This window comes from Roseinatronobacter ekhonensis, from assembly GCF_900499075.1.
GTDB lineage: Bacteria > Pseudomonadota > Alphaproteobacteria > Rhodobacterales > Rhodobacteraceae > Roseinatronobacter > Roseinatronobacter ekhonensis.
The window spans coordinates 1-18673 of record NZ_UIHC01000015.1; the positions used below are offsets into that span (position 1 = coordinate 1).

Below are 18673 nucleotides of genomic sequence, written 5' to 3' on the forward strand. Positions count from 1 at the left end.
CCATTCATCTGCCCCGATCAGCACCAGCACGCATTGCTTTTCCTCGGCCATTCGGGGCCGAAAATAGACGCCGTCCGCCCAGATGTAGACGAAGCGACGCGCACTCAGATCGCGCCGTTGCCAACGGTCATACTCATCCCACCAATCGGCTTTGAGCCGCGATATCGTGGTCGAGGACAACCCTGCGGCATTGGGGCCAAGCAGGGCTGCAAGCGCTTCGTGAAAGTCGCCGGTGGAAATACCTTTGAGGTAAAGCCAGGGCAGAAGCTCCTCGATGGATTTGGCTTTCCGCAGATAGGGCGGCAGGATTGTCGAGGTGAACCGAACTTTCTCGGCGTCGTCGCCCCGGTCCCTCACACGGGGCACCTTGACTGGCACCGCCCCGATCCCCGTGAGCACTTCGCGTTCTGGCAGGTGACCATGGCGCACAAGCCGCGCGCGGCCATCGTCCGTTTTGTCAGAGGCATAGGCATCCAGCAGAACAGCAAGCTCGGCCTCCACAGCTTGCTCAATCAACCGCTGTGCGCCGGATCGGAGGAGTTCCGTCAGTGGATCAGGCGCAAATCCCTGTGGATCGGGCAGTTGGGTAATGGTATTTGTCGTCATGTGGCATATCCTTTTCTCGGATGAGAATTGCGGCGCGTGAACAACGCCATGATATGCCGCCCCTCAGGGCCATCACCAACTTTTAGCTATATCTCACGTTCGCCATGGTGGTCCAGATGCACAAAGGTTTCAGAGCCTGTCAGTTCCGTCACCGTCAGCGTGGTGCGAAATTCCACCGCATCCGCCGAATGCTTGCCAATCTCCAGATGGTTGGGCCGGAAGCCGGCGATATAGCTGCCATCCGCCAGCGCGGCCAACTGGCCTGTCGCGGGCGCGCCTTGCCCGTCACCAAAGGTGATCTTGCCGCCGCGCTTTTCGATTTGCAGAAAATTCATCGGCGGGTCGCTGAACACCCGCGCGGTCGTCGCATCGACCGGCTGGCGGTAAACATCGGGGGTTGGCCCGAACTGCGTGACGCGGCCTTCCCACAGGGCGGCGGTGTTGCCGCCCAACAAAAGCGCCTCTTCAGGTTCGGTCGTAGCATAGACAAAGATCGACCCCGACGCCTCGAATATCTTGGGGATTTCGACGCGCAATTCCTCGCGCAGTTTGTAGTCCAGATTGGCCAGCGGTTCATCCAGCAACACCAGCCCTGCGTTCTTGACCAGCGCGCGTGCCAGCGCGCAGCGCTGTTGCTGCCCGCCCGACAATTCCAGCGGCTTGCGCGACAGCATCGGCGTCAGCTTCATCAGCTCGGCCGTTTCGCGCACGCGCGCATCAATCTCGGTCCGGTCAAGGCCCATCAGTTTCATGGGGGACGCGATATTGTCATAGACCGACATGGACGGGTAGTTGATGAATTGCTGATACACCATCGCGACCTTGCGGTCCTGTACCCGCATTCCGGTCACGTCCTGCCCGTTCCAGACGACCTTGCCGGTCGCGGGCACATCCAGCCCTGCCATCAGCCGCATAAGCGAGGTCTTGCCGGCAAGCGTCGGCCCCAGCAGAACATTCATAGTGCCTTTTTCCAGCGTCAGGTCGGTGGGGTGAATATGCACCTGTCCGTCGACCAGCTTTGAAACGCCTTGTAATTCCAGCGTCATACCGCCCCCCTGATTATTCTGCCGCGGCGCGCATCTGTGCGCGCTGCTCTGCCATCCACGCTTCCAACGTGGCGACCTGATCTGCCGATAGCCGCAAGCCCAGCTTGCTACGCCGCCAGATCACATCCTCTGCGGTGCGGGCGAATTCATGCTCCATCAGCCAAGTCACCTCTGCTTCGGACAATGTCGCGCCGAAATCTTGGCCAAGATCGGGAACCGCGCCCGCCCCTGCCAAGATGTGCCGGGCATCCGTGCCATAGGCGCGCACCAGCCGCAGCGCCCAAGCCTCTGTCAGGAAGGGATACGTGTCGCGCAACTCCGCAACCAAGGCCGCCACCCCGTCGACAGGGAAATCCCCACCCGGAAGCGCTACCCCGGCGGTCCACGCGCCCTTGGATGCGGGCACCTCTGCCGTGATCTTGTCCATGGCCGCTTCGGCAAGCCGCCGGTAGGTGGTAATCTTGCCCCCGAAGATGTTCAGAAGCGGCGCACCGCCTGCCTTGTCCACCTTGAGCGTATAGTCGCGGGTCGCCGCTGTCGCGCTGGACGCGCCGTCATCATAAAGCGGGCGCACGCCGGAATAGGTCCAGACCACATCTTCGGCGGACAAATCCTCGGCGAAATACTGGTTCGCGAAATTAAGCAGGTAATCCCGTTCTTCGGGTGTGCATTCCGGCTTTACAGACGGGTCATCATGCTCGGCATCCGTGGTGCCGATCAGGGTGAAATCAGTCTCGTAGGGGATGGCGAAAATGATCCGGCCATCCGTGCCTTGAAAGAAATAGCATTTGCCGTGATCGAACAGCTTGCGGGTCACAATATGGCTGCCGCGCACCAGCCGCACGCCGTCCTGACTGTTGCTGCGCAGCTTGGTCTGGATGATATCCCCAACCCACGGACCGCCCGCATTGACCAGCATCCGGGCATAGTGCACGGTTTTTGCGCTGGTTTCGGTATTTTGCGTTTCGACGCGCCAAAGATCACCCTCGCGCTGGGCCGAAAGCACCTTGCTGCGCGTCATGATCCGCGCGCCGCGAATTTCTGCATCGCGGGCATTCAGCGCGACCAGCCGCGAATCCTCGACCCAGCAGTCAGAGTATTCATAGGCTTTGGCGAAATGCAGCTTCAGCGCTGCGCCCTCTGGCGTGTCGCGCAGGTCCAGCGTGCGAGTGCCCGGCAAGATCTGCCGCCCGCCCAATGTATCATACAGGAACAGCCCAAGACGGATCAGCCACGCGGGCCGGCGCCCTTTCATCCACGGCATTGCCAGACTTAGCAAACGCGATGTGGGCGTGTCAGACTCGAACCGCATATCCTTATGATAAGGCAGAACAAACCGCATTGGCCACGCGATATGGGGCATGGCGCGTAGCAACACCTCGCGCTCGACCAGTGCTTCGCGGACAAGGCGAAATTCGAAATATTCCAAATAGCGCAATCCGCCATGGAACAGCTTGGTCGAAGACGAGGATGTCGCAGAGGCAATGTCGTTCATCTCTGCCAGCGCAACCGATAGGCCACGCCCCGCAGCGTCGCGCGCAATCCCGCATCCATTGATGCCGCCGCCAATGATGAACAGGTCGGTGGTCTGCGCTGAACGCTCGCTCATCGCTTCCTCCCCAAGCTTAGAACTTTCGCCACTGTCGCGCAGTCCCAACAGAAACGCAACAAATTTCTTTTCGTTTGTGTTCGCTTTTGGCATTGATGTCGCCAAGCGTATGGAAACTGCTACAATTTTCCGCAAATCGACCGCTACTGCCTTTGCGAAAACGCCGTTTCGCCATATCGTTGGCTCGAAAGCCGCAACAACATTTGTCGCCTATGTCACAAACTTTCCGCTACCCTACGATTCTGGAAATTGCCCGGCGCGAGGGAAAAGTGACGGTCGAGGGGCTGGCAGAGCATTTCGGCGTGACCCTGCAAACCATCCGCCGCGACCTGACCGATCTGGCCGATGCCGGCAAGCTGGAACGCGTGCATGGCGGCGCGATCCTGCCGTCGGGAACCACCAATATTGAATATGAGGAACGCCGCGCGCTGAACACCGACGGCAAAGCCGCGATCGCGCGCGCTTGCGCGGCGCGCATTCCCGACAATTCGTCGCTATTCCTGAATATCGGCACCTCGACAGAGGCCGTTGCGCGCGAATTGCTGCATCGCGAAAACCTGATGGTGGTGACGAACAACATGAATGTTGCCAATATCCTTGTCGGCAATCCCACCTGCGAAATTGTTGTCACCGGCGGGCATTTGCGCCGCGCGGATGGCGGATTGGTCGGCCAGCTTGCCGCCGAAACCATTCGTAACTTCAAGTTCGATCTGGCCGTGATCGGCTGCTCGGCGCTGGATGTGGATGGCGATATGCTGGATTTCGACATTCAAGAGGTCAGCGTCAGCCAAGCCATTCTGCGCCAGTCGCGGCGCAGTTTTCTGGTGGCCGACCACTCTAAGTTCAAGCGCAGCGCGCCCGCGCGCATTGCGTCCATGGCCAATGTCGATACATTTTTCACAGACCGGCCCGTGTCCGCCAGCTTACAACATTCCTGCGCTGATTGGGGCACGGAATTGGTCGTTGTGCAGGCCTAGGCTCAGCCTGTTTCGGCGCGTTCTGCCAGCGCCAGCCAATCCTCTTCCGCTTCGGCCAAAGCCGTCTGGCGCGCGGTCAACGCCTCTGTCGCCTTGCGGAACTTCACCGGCTCTCGGGTGAACAATTCGGCATCCGACAACAACTCTTCCAGCTTGGCGATCTCGGCCTCCAGCCGCGCAATTTCGGACGGCAATTTCTCCAGCCGGTGAGCTTCGGTAAAGGACAAGGCCTTGGGCTTGGCGGGTTTTGCCGCTTTCACCGTTTTCGCCTGCGCTTTGGGCATAGGGGCCGTGGCGGGGGCCGCGCTTTCGGTGCGTTGCGCAAGATAATCCGACCAGCCGCCCGCATAGGCCGTCACGCGGCCCGCGCCCTCGAACACCAGCGTCGTCGTTGCGATCCGGTCGATGAAATCGCGGTCGTGGCTGACCAACAGAACAGTGCCGTCAAAGCTGCCTAGCAGGTCTTGCAGCAGGTCCAGCGTTTCCACGTCCAAATCGTTGGTCGGCTCGTCCAACACCAGCAGGTTGGCCGGTTGCGCCATGATCCGCGCCAGCAAAAGCCGCGCCTTTTCACCGCCCGAAAGCGATCGCACAGGCGCACGGGCCTGAGATTCGTCGAACAGGAATTCCTTGAGATACCCCACCACGTGGCGCGGCTGCCCGCGCACCATGACCTGATCGGCCTGCCCTGACACGGCCATCAGCGGATCGCCCGTCAGGTTTTCCCATAGAGAGGAATTCGGGTCCAGTTGCGCGCGCGTCTGGTCGAACACTGCCGTTTGCAGGTTGGTGCCCAGCCGGATGCGGCCTTGGTCGGCCTCTTCCTGCCCCGTCATCAGGCGCAAGAGCGTGGTTTTGCCCACGCCATTGGGGCCAATCATGGCCACGCATTCACCGCGCATCACCCGCAGAGAGAAATCTTGCAGGATCGCGCGGTCGCCGTAAGCCTTGGACACACCTTCCAGTTCCGCCACCAGCTTGCCCGAGGGAGGGGCGCTGTCGAACGCCATAGCCGCCGTGCCCTGCCGCTTGATCTGGCTGGCGCGTTCGGCGCGCAGATCGGCCAATGCGCGCACGCGGCCTTGGTTGCGCTTGCGGCGCGCAGAAATGCCCTCGACCGCCCAGCGCGCTTCGGCCTTGATCTTGCGGTTCAGCTTGTGGCGGGCGTCGTCTTCCTCGGCCCAGATCTTGTCGCGCCACTCTTCGAACCCGTCGAAGCCCGACTCGCGGCGGCGCACTTGGCCCCGGTCCACCCACAAGGTGGCTTTGGTCAGCGCGCGCAGAAAGGCGCGGTCGTGGCTGATCAGCACAAAGGCCGCGCGGGTTTCGCGCAGGCGTTCTTCGAGCCAGTGAATGGCGGTGATATCCAGATGGTTCGTCGGCTCATCCAGCAGCATCAGGTCGGGCGCTTCGGCCAGCAGCCGTGCAAGGGCCGCGCGACGACGCTCGCCGCCCGACGCTTTGGACGGCTCCAGCTCCGGGTCGAATTCCAGCCCCTCGGCGGCGATATCGACGCGCCATTGCTCTGACGGGTCCAGCGTTTGCATGGCGTAGTCGCCCAATGTGGCGAAGCCCGCGAAATCGGGATCTTGTTCCATATAGCCCACGGACATACCCGGCGGCAGGGTGCGGGTGCCTGTATCGGGTTCCACCAGCCCCGCCATGATCTTCATCAGGGTCGATTTGCCAGAGCCGTTGCGCCCCACCAGCGCCACGCGGTCGCCGGGTTGGACGTTCATATCCAGCCCCTCCAGCAGCGGGTTGCCGCCAAAGCCAAGGCCAATTCCAGAGAGTTGTAACAGGGGTGCTTGTGCCATGTCGCGCATATAGGCCGCACGGGCGCGGGTTGAAAGCGTTAAAGCAAGAGCCCGGGATTGTCGCCCATCTCCAGCCCCGGAAAGACCGTGCGCGCAAGGTCCGACGCGCGCAGCCCATACATGTCGCGCATGGCCCAAGCGGCATAGGCGCGCACATCGCGCAGCGGCATCAGATCGCGCCCGGCATAAAGCGCGCTCTCCGCCAGCCCCGGCCAGCCGCCCAACATGCGGCCACCTTTCAGCGCGCCGCCAGCAAGAATGGCCGCGCCGCCGGTGCCGTGATCCGTGCCGCCAGTGCCGTTCTCGCGCGCGGTGCGGCCGAATTCGGTGATGGCCAGAACGGTCGTGCGCGCCCAGATCGGGCCAAGTTCGGCACGCAGGGTCAGCAGCGTGGCTTGCAGGTTCCGCAACGCGGGGCGCAGGCGGTTTTTCTGCCATTGATGCGTGTCAAAGCCAGAGAGTGACAGGCTTGCGATCCGCGTCTCGTCGCGCAACTGTTGGGCAAGGTAGCGGGCCAGAACCTCTCCCGCGCGCCCGCCTTGGGGGGCCACATCCTCTGCCAGACCCATCTCCAGAGCGGTGTGTCCGGCCTCGGCAAACAGCGGATCCTGGCCATACAGATACTCCAGCAAAAGCTGCGCTTGCGGTCCAAGCTCCAACGTGGTGCCGGGGGACCAATGGGTCATGGGCGCAGGCCCTTCCAGTATGCGCATCCGCGTGCGCCCCAAGGCAAAGGCCGTGCGCGCGCTGACACCGGGCAGCAGCGTCAGCATCCGGTTCAACCAGCCATCGCGCACGCTTCCCGCGTCGTCGGCGCTGCCTGCTTCCAGCAGGTCTTGGCCGTCGAAATGGCTGCGCTTGTCGCGGTATGGTGTGGATGTGGCGGGCACAAAAGCCAACTCTCCGCTATCCCAAAGCGGGGCGAGCCCTGCGAGGTCCGGGTGCAGCGCAAAAAAGCCGTCGCCCAGCGGCGTGCCACCGTCCGACAGCTTGGGGCGTAGCGCCTTGAAGGCCGGATCACCTATCGGGCGCAAGGCATCCAGCCCGTCCAGCGCCCCACGCAGGATAATAACGACCAAGCGGTTTTCACCCGGCGCGTTCGCCATCGCGATCGGCGTCAGAACCGGGCTGGCAGCCGCAGAGCAGCCAAGGGCACCGGCACGGGCCAGAAAGGCGCGGCGGGTTGGCATATGGTGCATCGTCACCTACCTAACACCGATTGAAATCGGGAGAGGACAGGATAATCCCTACCCCCTGCCCCCGCGTTTCCGCCCCGCGTGCGGCGCGGGCAAGCTGGGGGCTGGCCATATCGCCCATCGCGGTCGTCACAAAGTCGCGCGGGTCGGGCGGTTGTGGCAAGCGGTCAGCCAAACCCATCGCCCATGTGATACGGGCTGCCATGGCTTGCGCCGTAATCCAGCCGCGCGCGCTGTCGTCATAGCCTGCCGGTGACGGGACAGTTTCCCACGCTTGCCCCATCGCCTGCAAAGGGCCGCGCAGGTCGCGCCGCGTGTCGCGATCCGTCAAGGTCAGGATCTGCTCGGGCGTCACACCCGTCGCGCGCAGACTGGCCGCCACCCACAGCATCGGGGACCGCGCCTTGCCCAAAGGGGCGGCCCATGCCGCCGGATGTTCCAGCATCGCCGTGTAGAGCGCGCGCAAATCGCCACCGCTGGCCAGATAGCTGGCCTGCATATGCGCCACCAGTTGCGGGTCGGGCGCGTCCGACACGAAATGCCGCGCCAGCTTGCCCGCCAGATGGGCGGCGGTTTCAGGCCGCAAGGCCAGATCGTCCAGCGCGTCGGTGACATGCCGCTCGAACATGGGGCGGCCCCCATAGCGTTTGCCGAAAATCTCGATCAGCCCCGGCTCTGCAATGCGCGGGTCAAATTTGTAGCCTGCCTCCAGATCGAATGTCACGCCCGTCAGCAGCCGCGCCATCTGGGTCACATCGGCTTGAGTGTAGCCTGCACCAAGCGTGTGCAGTTCCAGCAATTCACGGGCAAGGTTCTCGTTCAGGCCGCGCCCGCTGCGCCGCCCAACCTGGCTGAACGGCCCGACAGAGACATTCTGATTCAGGTAATTCTGCATCACCGGATGCGTGACGGCCGCGCGCAGCAGTGTGGCGAAATTACCCGCGATATGCGGGCGAATGGCATCGTGGACAAAGCTCGCACGGGCAAAACGGAAATGGCCATTCCGTGTATCGGCAGCGAAATGGTTTGCCCAAAAGGCCACCAGCCGTTCGCGAAACCCGACGGGCGTTGCGATCATATGGGCAAGCTGCGCGCGCAGGTCCGACAGGCTATCACGCTGTTCGGCGCGGTTGATCGCATCCATCCGGTCTTTTGTATCGGCCATGTCCCCCATGCGCCGAGCGCGGCGCAGTGCCGCACGATCCGCAGCGCGGGCCAGCTTGGTGGCAAAAGGCGTGACAGCCGCTGCACCAACCCTGTCCAGATCGGCCATCAGTGCCGCACCATCCAACCCGGCCGCATCGCGACGCGGTCCAAGGCCGAAGCGGATTATCGCAAGGCTGGCGGGTGTGGTCATAGGCGCCTCGTGGTCGATGCGCCAAACGTGAAGCCCGCCGCGCTGCCTGTCAATTCACCTTGCGGTCAGGCCGCGCGGCGTAGCACCATCACGGCGTTCAACCCACCAAAGGCGAACGCGTTGCTCATCACCGCTTCGGGTGTTGCCGCCCGCGCCTCGTTCGGCACCACGTCGAGCGGGCAGTCAGGGTCAGCTTCGTTAAAATTGACCGTGGGCGCGATCACGCCCTCTTGCAGCGCCATCAAACAGGCCAGCAATTCCACAGCGCTTGTGCCGCCGATCAGGTGGCCATGCATGGATTTCGTCGAAGAGACCGGGCATTTCGAAAGATGGTCCCCCATCACTTCTGCCAAAGCCTGCGCCTCGGTCCGGTCATTGGCCGCCGTGCCGGTGCCATGGGCGTTGACATAGCCGATTGCGTCAGGGGCAAGCCCGGCATCAGCCAGCGCCATCCGCATCGCGCGCACCGGGCCGTCGCGGTCGGGCATGACAATGTCGCTGGCGTCAGAGGACAGGCCGAAACCTGCCACTTCCGACAGAATGGTTGCGCCGCGTGCCAGCGCGCGCGCGCGCTCCTCGAATACGAAAATCGCCCCGCCCTCGCCCTGCACCATGCCAGAGCGGTCGCGCGAGAACGGGCGGCACGTGTCGCGGCTCATAACGCGCAGCCCTTCCCACGCCTTGATCCCGCCAAAGCCCAGCATCGCCTCTGACCCGCCCGTCAGCATGACATCTGCCATTCCGGCGCGGATCATCATCAACGCCTGCCCCATCGCGTGGTTGGCAGACGCGCAGGCGGTCGACGTGGTAAACCCAGGCCCTTTCAGCCCGAATTCCATAGAGACATGCGACGCAGCGGCATTATGCATCAGGCGCGGCACAACAAATGGATGAACGCGGTTCTTTCCATCTTCATAGACGGTGCGGTAATTGTCATCGACCGTCAGGTTGCCGCCGCCTGCGGTGCCCAGCACCACGCCCGCGCGTAGGCTGTCTTCGTCGGACAGCACCAGTCCGGATTGCGCAACGGCCTCGCGCGCACTGATCAGGGCAAATTGGGTAAAGCGATCCAGCAGGGGCAGTTGCGCGCGTGTGAAATGGGCGCTGGGGTCGAACCCCGCAACTTCTGCCCCGATCTTGACTGTCAGGCGGTCCACATCGCGGCATGTCAGGGCGCCAATGGCGCAGCGCCCTGCTTGCATAGCCTGCCATGTTGCGGCGACATCAGCCCCAAGCGGGTTCAGCGTTCCCGCTCCGGTGATGACAACACGCCTCATGCGGCCTGTTGAGCGATCAGGTTCTCGACCTGCCGGATGATTGCGCCAACCGACGAGATGTCGAAGCCGCTTTCATCGGGGTTATTCGCATTGAAAGGCACGGCCACGTCGAAAGCTTCTTCGATTCCGAAGATGCATTCGATCAGCCCAAGGCTGTCCAGATCAAGATCAGCCAGCGTCATATCTTCGCGAACCTCGACCGGGTCTACCAGCGCCTGTTCCGCGATGATCTGCTTGACGCGTTGCGCGATCACGTTTTCGTCCAACATGAAGTCCAGTCCCATCGGGCAATCTCCTTGGCAAGAGGGATAGGCCCCGTATCGGTTTCGAATGTAACAGCTTCATGACGCCCGACAACTGAAAATCAATTCAAATCCACGTTGGTGTGTCTATGCAAAATGCCCCGACCTTGCGGACGGGGCATTTTTTGCTGTGCGAGGGGTCGTCGGATCAGCTTGCGGGGTTGACGGCCCCTGCTGCGACAAGCGCGCGGTAGATCTTGGCATCTCGGCCATACATATCGTCGCGGAAGTTCAACTCTCCGCGCACGTTTGTAAACGCTGTGCGATACACCAGATGCACCGGAACCGGCGTATCCAGATAAAGCCGCGTCTGCTGGCCTGTGTTCAGGATGGAATGATACAGGTCGCGCGGGCTGTCAGACTGGCGCGACAGCAGTTCATAGGCAAAGTCGCGCGGGTCATCCAGCCGCACACAGCCAGACGAGTGCGTGCGCACCGTGGTCGAGAACAAATGCTGCGTGGGTGTATCATGCAAATAGATCGCATAGGGGTTCGGGAACATGAATTTCACCTCTCCCAAAGCGTTGGTCGGCCCCGGTGGCTGGCGCACGTTGAATGGGAATGTCGCGGGCGTATAGCGTCCGAAATTGATGGCCCCGCGTGGCACAACACGCCCGCTGGCATCGACAATCTGCAAATGTTGCGCGCCGCCAGAGGCCAACGCGCCCCAATAAGACCGCGCGAGGATCGAGCGTGGCAATGTCCAGTCGGGATTGATTTCAAGGTATTTCATCGTCTCGGAAAATTCCGGCGTGGGTTTGCCATCGGACCGAGCACCGACAATCGCCTTGGTCTCGAAGGTGACAATGTCATTATCCACGATGCGCGCGTAATAATCCGTCAGGTTCACCCAGACATGGCGCGAGCCGCGTGGAATATTCATCCAGCGTTCGCGTTCCATCGCGACAATGACGCCTTCCAGCCGGTCGCGCGGGCTGACATTCAACGCCCGGATTGTAGCGGGACCGGCAATGCCGTCGGCCTCTATGCCGTGATTGACCTGAAAGCGCTGCACGGCTGTCTGCAATACACCATCATAGCTGGCGGCAGCCGAACGCTCCAGATAGCCCATGGCGATCAGGCGGTTGCGCAATGCAACGACGGCCGGCCCCGTGCTGCCGGGCGCAAACCGCACCTGAGCAACGGCCGGACCCCAGCCCCCCTGCCCAATCGCGGCTTCCAGATCACGCTTGGCACGGAACAACCGGGCGTATTCCGGCGCGGTCGGGGCGAGGTTGCGGATGTATCCCGCTGCTGGCGCTTTCACGAACTCTGCCATCAACTGCGCGGGGTCGGGGCGCGGCAGATCGCGCACGATCGCGCGGTCCACGCGTGCGGGATCCAGCACACCACTATGCAGGTCGTTGGCGAATTGCAAAAATGTTTGCGACATACGCGCTTCTAGGAAGCCCCGGTCGCGTTCACTCTCGACCGCCTCAAAAGCCGCCATCAGGCCAGGCACATCGTAACGCTGAACCGGCAAACCGTGCTCCGGCGCGCGCGTCAGCGCCGTCATAAACGCGGTGCGGCGGGGCGCGTCGTCAGCGCCGGTCCAGACATCTTCGTATTGCACCGACCGGTAGAATTCCGACAGGCCCTCATTATCCGAGATGCCCTCGGCGACGGCTTGTTCAAACGCTGGAAAGTGCTGCGCCAAAGCCGAACCCGCGGAAAAACCGCCGACCGTTAAAATCCCTACAGTCAGCCCGGCGACCAGCCTGCGTGTGTGCGACGCCACGCCCTTGAAATGCCCCATGAAAACCCCCGCATGAACAGTAAGCACAAGATTGGCAAAATATTGCCGATCACGTCCAGTCACAAGCCCGCGATACTCAAATTGAATTTAAACAGTGTTTTTTAAGAAACTGCGCCGATACTCGACGGAAATCGGGGCTCGCTGCACGCTGACCAAGCCGCGTTTGGCGAAATCTTGCCCATTCGGGGTGAACCAACTGATTCGCGACGCAAAGTGTCTTGGTTGCACAGGGCATTTGTGGCAAGCCCATGATTGACCATGAAGAAAACGGATGGGGCGCAACCGGGTAACCGTGGCGCGTGCACCCACAAGCAGGAGTGATGCCATGACCAGAGATACAGGCACCACCACAACACGCCGGGCGCTTCTGGGCGCTTTCGCGGCCACAGCAATCAGCGCCGCGCCGTTTTTTCCGGGTGTTACAGCCTATGCACGCGGTTCCGGCGATATCCGCAAGCTGAATTTCTACTCGGGCCGCACGGGTGAGAAGATCAACATCATTTACTGCATCGACGGCAAATACATTCCCGAATCGCTGTCAGAGATCAATCATTTCTTCCGCGACTGGCGGAACAACAAAGTGCATAAAATAGACCCCCGCACTGTGGATATTCTGGCCGCGGCACATGGGCTGCTTGGTGTTGACGAACCCTACATGTTGCTGTCGGGCTACCGGTCTCCCGAAACCAACGCCATGCTGCGCGCGCGCTCCAGAGGGGTTGCGCGAAACTCGCTGCACATGAAGGGTGAGGCGGCGGATGTGCGCTTGCGCTCGCGCTCCGTTAACCAGATCGCGCAGGCTGCGGCGGCGTGCAAAGCCGGGGGCGTCGGACGCTATTCAGGGTCCAACTTCGTGCATATGGATTGTGGCGCGGTGCGTAGCTGGGGCCGCTGAAACCGGACCATTCCGAAATCACAGCGGTCGTGCCACAGCGGTGGCCTGCACTTTCGTGATTGGATCATATCGCATTTTTGCCGCAATCTGTTGATAAAACCGAAACAGTAGGGCGTCCCGAAGGTCAATGGCACTAAATCTGCCAAACCCTCTGGGATGACCGCTTCATGAAACGGGCCCGGAGAGACAACGCGCAATGCTGGATTTCGTCAATGTCAGCAAATCCTTCTGGACTGGCACGCAGCGTAAGGTGATCCTTGAAGGGGCGAGTTTCTCGATCCAACAGGGCATGAACCTTGGCGTGCTGGCGAAAAACGGCTCCGGAAAAACCACTGTCATCAACATGATGGCGGGGCTGGAGCGACCCGACGATGGGGCCATTCACCGCAATTGCAGCGTATCCTTTCCGCTTGGGTTCATGGGTGGGCTGGTCAGCAAGCACAGCGGCACCGAAAATGTCCGCTACATTGCATCCATCTACGGGCTGGATGCCGACTATGTCGAAGCGTTTTGCCGATGGCTGTGTGACATTGGCGAATATTTCGACATGCCCATCGGCACCTATAGCAGCGGCATGCGCGCGCGGCTGTCACTGGCGCTGATGCTGGCGATGAATTTTGACCTGTATCTGATTGACGAGGGTATGCCGACCACGACCGATGTTGCCTTCAACAAACGCGCCGGCGCGGTCATGCGCGAGCGTTTTGAGAAATCGACGCTGGTGATCGTGTCGCACCAACATGATATCTTGCAGAAATTCTGCAATTCCGCTGCCGTATTGCGCGATGGCAGGCTATATTTTTTCGATACGCTGGAAGAGGCGAGAGAGCTTTATGACTACGCCGGTTAAATCCCAACGCTTTCGGCTGCGCCGCACCGGCGATCCCGGCACGCCGCAACGTCCGGCCGCGCCAAAAACGCAGGATGCGCAACGCACCGAAGTGGGGCAATCCAAAGCTGAACCGGTCAAACCGGCAGCTCAGGCCGCACAAGCACCGCGCGAACCGGCACCAGAGATGCCGCGCATTGTGCTGAAGAAGCGCGCGCGTGTGGCACCGGCCGAAGATGACAGCGCACGTGCAGACGCCCCTGCGCCGCCCACAGACGCCAACCGGAAGGCCACAACCGATGCCCGGGACACCACTGGCGCGCAATCGGACCCTGACCTGGAGATCATCCGCCAAGAAGGGCTGACAGCGCGCCAGTTGCGCATGGCCATGCGCGTGGCGCAAAAGCACGGCATTCGCGCGGGGTCTGCCTATGAGGCGGTTCTGGCGCTGCGCAATCGCGGCATCGACCCGTTTTCGCGCGCCGCCATGCTGGACCTCGTGCGGAGTGACGAACCCGAAGATACCAGCCGTGCGCTGACCACCGCGACGCAGACCAGCCCCGCCGTCGGCGGGGAAACAGTCTCTACCGCGCAGGAACGTATGGCCAAGATCGCGGCGGACCGCGACCGCGAATTGCAAAAGATGCAGCGCCAGATCGTCAAGCGCCGCCGCAAGCGGCTGTTGCTGCTGGGCGCGCGCATTCTGGCCTTTGTCACCTTTCCGACCTTTCTGGCGACCTATTACTTTTACATGATCGCTACGCCGATGTATGCGACCGAAGCAGAGTTTGTGATCCAGCAAGCGGATTCCGGGCCATCCATGGCAGGTGATATAGGGTCCATGCTGCCATCTGCGGCGGGCATGGGCATGGGGGGCCAGCAAGAGGCCGCGTCGGTCCAGAGCTTTCTGCAATCGCGCGGGGCCATGCTGCGTCTGGACGAGGAAGAGGGCTTCAAAGCGCATTTCAGCCAGCCGGATCTGGATATCTGGCGCCGGTTGCCTGCCGATGCGTCGAATGACGACGCGTTCAGCACATACGGGAAACATGTGCGCATCAGCTTTGACCCCACCGAAGGCGTGGTCCGCATGGAGGTGATTGCCACCACCCCCGAAGACAGCGAGCGTTTTGCCCGCGCGCTGCTGACCTATGCCGAGGAACATGTGGACATGATGACCCAGCGCCTGCGCGACAGCCAGATGCGCGAGGCACGCCAAAGCCTGGAAGAGGCCCAAGAAGCGCTTATTTCCGCCAGGCAGGATATTGTCGCGCTGCAAGAGAAATCATCCGTTTTGTCGGGCGAGGTCGAGGTGCAACTGATTTCGCAGCAAATTGTCGCGCTCGAAACCGAACTGACGCAGACCGAGTTGAGCATTCAGGAAATGCGCGTCAATGCCCGGCCAAACCCTGCACGCCTGCGTCCGCTGGAACGGCGTGCGCAGGCCTTGCAAGACCAGATCGACAGTTTGCGCGACTCCATGACCCAAGGCACGGGCGGCGACGCATCGCTGGCCAGCATCCAAAGCCAGCTCATCATGGCAGAGGCAGAGGTCCAGACCCGCGAAATGATGCGTGCACAGGCCATGCAACAGGTCGAATCCGCCCGGATGGAGGTTAGCCGGCAGGTCCGCTATCTGGCCTTGACCGTAGAGCCGATCGCATCGGATGAAGCGGTGTACCCGCGCAAACTGGCCAATTCCTCGCTCGCATTCCTGCTGTTTGCAGGCATTTACCTGTTCGCCTCCATGACCGGCTCTGTGCTGCGCGAACAGGTTTCGGGCTAAGACACGTCGGGGCAGGCTAAACCGCTTGTCCCGCCGCCCAGCCCGACGACCACGCCCATTGAAAATTGTAGCCGCCCAGCCAGCCGGTCACATCCACAGCCTCGCCAATGAAATGCAACCCGGGCACCGCCCGTGCCTCCATGCTGCGCGCATCCAAATCGCGCGTGTCCACGCCCCCCAGCGTAACCTCGGCGGTGCGGTAACCTTCACTGCCAACGGGGCGCAACCGCCAGTCGTGGATCGCCTGCCCCAGCCGCTCCAGCGCGCGGCCTGTCAGATCGGCCAGACGCCCCGACACCTCGGCCCGCGCGACAACCGCGCGCGCCAATCTCTCCGGCAAGTGGCGAGCCAGCGCAGTCTGCACCTCGACCCGTCCGGCCTGCGCCTTTTGCACGCCAAGCGCTTCGGGGATCGCAGCCCCCGGTGCCAGATCGACAGCAATCTCCGCGCCTTCGCGCCAGTAGCTGGAAATCTGCAATATCGACGGGCCGGACAATCCGCGATGAGTAAACAGCAACCCCTCTTCGAACGTGGTCTTGTCATGGGCAACCTGCGCGGGCACCGAAAGCCCCGCAAGCGGGCGCGTGACATCCAGCAACTCACCCGAAAACGTCAGGGGCACCAGCCCCGGTCGCGTCTCGACCAGTCCCAATCCGAATTGCCGCGCCAGCGTGTAGGCAAGCCCGGTCGCGCCCATTTTCGGGATGGATTTGCCGCCCGTCGCAACGACCAGACGCGGTGCCTCGAAACCGCCTGCGCTGCTTTCTACATGAAAGTCACCGCGCCGCGTGACGGCGCCAATCTCCGTGCCCAAGACAAGCCGCACGCCCGCGGCCTCCATGTCGGCCCGCAACATGGCAATGATCTCGCGTGCAGAGTCGTCGCAGAATAACTGTCCCAACGTTTTCTCGTGCCACGCGATCCCGGCGCGCGACACCCTGTCAATGAAATCCCACTGCGTGTACCGCTTGAGCGCCGACAAGGCGAAGCGCGGATTGTCTGACAGAAACCGCTCGGGTGCGATATGCAGATTGGTGAAATTGCACCGCCCCCCACCAGAGATGCGGATTTTCTCGCCCGGTGCCTTTGCATGATCCAGAAGCGCCACCCGCCGCCCGCGCTGTGCTGCCTCGATGGCGCAGAACATGCCCGCCGCCCCGGCGCCCAAGATGATCACATCGAACTGGCTCATGGTTTCATCCTTGCAAAAATATCCATGACCCCGTCACAGACCATCTCGCGCTAACCGTAGGGCAAAGCACCGCCCGGTCACGGGCACGCGCCGTCAGCGTGCTCCCGCCCTGGCGGGGGCCGGTGGCGGCGCGTTTCCCCCGCATGGAATATCACTCCGCGCCGGCTTCGGCGCTCTGGCGCGCCCACATTGCGGCGTAGCGCCCGCCTTGCGCAAGCAAGGCGTCATGCGTGCCCTCTTCGACAATGCGCCCGGCCTCCAGCACCACGATCCGGTCGGCCTCGACCACGGTGGACAGCCGGTGCGCGATCATCAGCACCGTGCGCCCCTGCCCCGCGCGGCGCAGGCTTTCCTGAATATCCTGCTCGGTTTGCGTATCCAGCGCGCTTGTCGCCTCGTCCAGCAGCAGGATCGGCGGGTCTTTCAAGAGCGTGCGGGCAATGCCCACGCGCTGCTTTTCGCCGCCCGACAGTTTCAGCCCGCGCTCGCCCACGGCTGTGTCATAGCCTTCGGGCAGCGACAGGATAAAGTCGTCAATGCGCGCGGCCTTGGCAGCGGCCTCCACCTCTGCGCGGGTCGCCCCTTCGCGCCCATAGGCGATGTTATAGGCGATGGTATCGTTGAACAGCACCGTGTCTTGCGGCACGACGCCGATGGCGGCGTGCAGGCTGGATTGGGTCACATCGCGCAGGTCTTGCCCGTCAATGCGCAACGCCCCGCCTGTTACATCGTAAAAGCGGAACAACAGCCGTCCGATGGTTGATTTGCCGGACCCGGACGGCCCGACAATCGCAACGCTTTGCCCCGGCGGCACAGTCAGGCTGACACCGTGCAGAATGGGCCTTGCTGGGTCATACCCGAAATGGACATCGTCCAGCACAACCTCGGCCCCTTTCACGGCAAGGGGTTTTGCATCGCGCGCGTCGGCAACATCGGTCGGTTGATCGAGCAGATCGAACATATCCCCCATATCGACAAGCGCCTGACGGATTTCGCGGTACACCGTGCCCAGAAAGTTCAGCGGCAGGGTAATCTGGATCATGTAGGCGTTGACCATGACGAAATCACCGACGGTCAGATCGCCCGATTGCACCCCCAGCGCGGCCAGCACCATGACCAGCACCAAGCCGGTGGTGATCAGCATCGCCTGTCCGAAATTCAGAAAGGCCAGCGAATAGTTTGTCGCAACGGCGGCGCGCTCGTAATGTTGCATCGCGGAATCGTAGCGCCGCGCTTCCATCGCTTCGGCGTTGAAATACTTGACGGTTTCGAAATTCAGCAGGCTGTCGATGGCCTTCTGGTTGGCGTCGGTGTCCTGCTCGTTCATCTCGCGCCGCTGCTTGACACGCCATTCGGTCACTTTGAACGTGAACCAGACATAGAGCGCGATGGTCACAGCGACGACCACCAAGTAGCGCAGGTCGAATTGCCAGACGAAAATCGCCATGATCATGAGCAGTTGCAGGATTAGCGGAAAGATCGAGAACAGCATGAAGCGCAGCAGGAAATCCACACCTTTGACGCCGCGTTCGATGATCCTGCTCAGACCGCCGGTCTTGCGCGTGATGTGGTAGCGCAGGCTCAGACGGTGGATATGCTCGAAGGTTTCAAGCGCCAGTTGGCGCAGCGCCCGCTGGCCAACGCGGGTGAACAGCACGTTGCGCAATTCCTGAAAGCCGATTTCCATCAGCCGCGCGACCCCGTAGGCTACCGTCAGCCCGATCGCGCCAATGCCTAGCAGCCAGCCGGTGCCTTCGCCGCCCAGCGCATCGACCGCTGTTTTGTAAAAAAACGGTGTGCCAACCGCGACGATCTTGGCCAGCACCAGCATAGCCAAGGCAGCGACGACACGGTATTTGACCCAGTCCTGCCCGTCGGGCCACAAATATGGCACCACCCGGCGGATGGTGCGCAAGCCGCTCGCGCGCTCGCGCGCGGCTTCCTCCGAGGCGGGTCCGGGGATCGTATCGGCCTTCGGGGCCGTGGTGTCTTGCGAGGTCATGGCGGGCTTTCAAGCTTGCTTGCCCGCTA

Annotated in this window: 14 protein-coding genes and 1 pseudogene; 4 read left to right on the forward strand and 11 right to left on the reverse strand. The window is 62.0% G+C overall.

Translation table 11 applies throughout. The features are described 5' to 3' along the window. The 3 genes and pseudogenes from ROE7235_RS08980 to glpD all read right to left on the reverse strand — a co-directional run. The coding region (locus tag ROE7235_RS08980) for a transposase (protein WP_183073435.1) at nt 1-606 on the reverse strand (606 nt) is incomplete at its 3' end. A 98-nt stretch (nt 607-704) separates the two neighbouring features. Next, nucleotides 705-1652: pseudogene (locus ROE7235_RS08985) on the reverse strand (ABC transporter ATP-binding protein); the annotation flags it as partial. Nucleotides 1653-1665: 13 nt separating this feature from the next. Then, on the reverse strand, nt 1666-3261 hold the full coding sequence (glpD, locus tag ROE7235_RS08990) for a glycerol-3-phosphate dehydrogenase (protein WP_121094912.1): 1596 nt from the start codon (nt 3259-3261) through the stop codon (nt 1666-1668). Nucleotides 3262-3473: 212 nt separating this feature from the next. Between glpD and ROE7235_RS08995 the strand changes: the two genes are divergently transcribed. After that, nucleotides 3474-4238, forward strand: coding sequence for a DeoR/GlpR family DNA-binding transcription regulator (locus ROE7235_RS08995; RefSeq protein WP_121094812.1), 765 nt, complete (start codon nt 3474-3476; stop codon nt 4236-4238). A gap of 2 nt (nt 4239-4240) precedes the next feature. On the opposite strand, the gene ROE7235_RS09000 is transcribed toward ROE7235_RS08995, so the two are convergent. From ROE7235_RS09000 to ROE7235_RS09025, 6 genes are all read right to left on the reverse strand, one after another. Beyond that, nucleotides 4241-6055 (reverse strand): ABC-F family ATP-binding cassette domain-containing protein, encoded by a 1815-nt coding sequence (locus tag ROE7235_RS09000; protein WP_121094914.1) that lies wholly within the window; start codon nt 6053-6055, stop codon nt 4241-4243. Nucleotides 6056-6093: 38 nt separating this feature from the next. After that, nucleotides 6094-7254: a DUF1501 domain-containing protein gene (locus ROE7235_RS09005; RefSeq protein ID WP_245963917.1), complete on the reverse strand. Its 1161-nt coding sequence runs from the start codon at nt 7252-7254 to the stop codon at nt 6094-6096. Nucleotides 7255-7264: 10 nt separating this feature from the next. Beyond that, the gene (locus tag ROE7235_RS09010; RefSeq protein ID WP_121094814.1) at nt 7265-8608 is read right to left on the reverse strand and encodes a DUF1800 domain-containing protein; all 1344 of its coding nucleotides are present in this window, start codon (nt 8606-8608) and stop codon (nt 7265-7267) included. 65 nt (nt 8609-8673) lie between these two features. Next, nucleotides 8674-9885: a beta-ketoacyl-[acyl-carrier-protein] synthase family protein gene (locus tag ROE7235_RS09015; protein WP_121094816.1), complete on the reverse strand. Its 1212-nt coding sequence runs from the start codon at nt 9883-9885 to the stop codon at nt 8674-8676. Beyond that, nucleotides 9882-10169: an acyl carrier protein gene (locus ROE7235_RS09020; protein WP_245963918.1), complete on the reverse strand. Its 288-nt coding sequence runs from the start codon at nt 10167-10169 to the stop codon at nt 9882-9884. The genes ROE7235_RS09015 and ROE7235_RS09020 overlap by 4 nt, the downstream gene beginning before the upstream one ends. A gap of 166 nt (nt 10170-10335) precedes the next feature. Further along, complete coding sequence (locus ROE7235_RS09025) at nt 10336-11943, reverse strand: L,D-transpeptidase family protein (protein WP_121094818.1); 1608 nt, start codon at nt 11941-11943, stop codon at nt 10336-10338. A 325-nt stretch (nt 11944-12268) separates the two neighbouring features. Between ROE7235_RS09025 and mepK the strand changes: the two genes are divergently transcribed. The 3 genes from mepK to ROE7235_RS09040 all read left to right on the forward strand — a co-directional run bounded on the left by mepK (nt 12269) and on the right by ROE7235_RS09040 (nt 15450). Beyond that, a complete protein-coding gene (gene mepK / locus ROE7235_RS09030; RefSeq protein ID WP_121094920.1) occupies nt 12269-12838 on the forward strand; it encodes a peptidoglycan L,D-endopeptidase MepK in 570 nt (189 codons plus the stop codon). Between the two features lie 196 nt (nt 12839-13034). Next, a complete protein-coding gene (locus ROE7235_RS09035) occupies nt 13035-13688 on the forward strand; it encodes an ABC transporter ATP-binding protein (RefSeq protein WP_121094820.1) in 654 nt (217 codons plus the stop codon). Beyond that, entirely contained in the window at nt 13672-15450 is a 1779-nt protein-coding gene (locus tag ROE7235_RS09040; protein ID WP_121094822.1) for a KpsE/RkpR family capsule polysaccharide export protein, read from the forward strand. The genes ROE7235_RS09035 and ROE7235_RS09040 overlap by 17 nt, the downstream gene beginning before the upstream one ends. Nucleotides 15451-15466: 16 nt before the next feature. Here ROE7235_RS09040 and ROE7235_RS09045 read toward each other — a convergent pair whose 3' ends face one another. Continuing rightward, on the reverse strand, nt 15467-16642 hold the full coding sequence (locus ROE7235_RS09045; RefSeq protein ID WP_121094824.1) for a BaiN/RdsA family NAD(P)/FAD-dependent oxidoreductase: 1176 nt from the start codon (nt 16640-16642) through the stop codon (nt 15467-15469). Nucleotides 16643-16793: 151 nt separating this feature from the next. Then, nucleotides 16794-18644 (reverse strand): ABCB family ABC transporter ATP-binding protein/permease, encoded by a 1851-nt coding sequence (locus ROE7235_RS09050; protein WP_183073437.1) that lies wholly within the window; start codon nt 18642-18644, stop codon nt 16794-16796. Between the last annotated feature and the right edge of the window lie 29 nt (nt 18645-18673).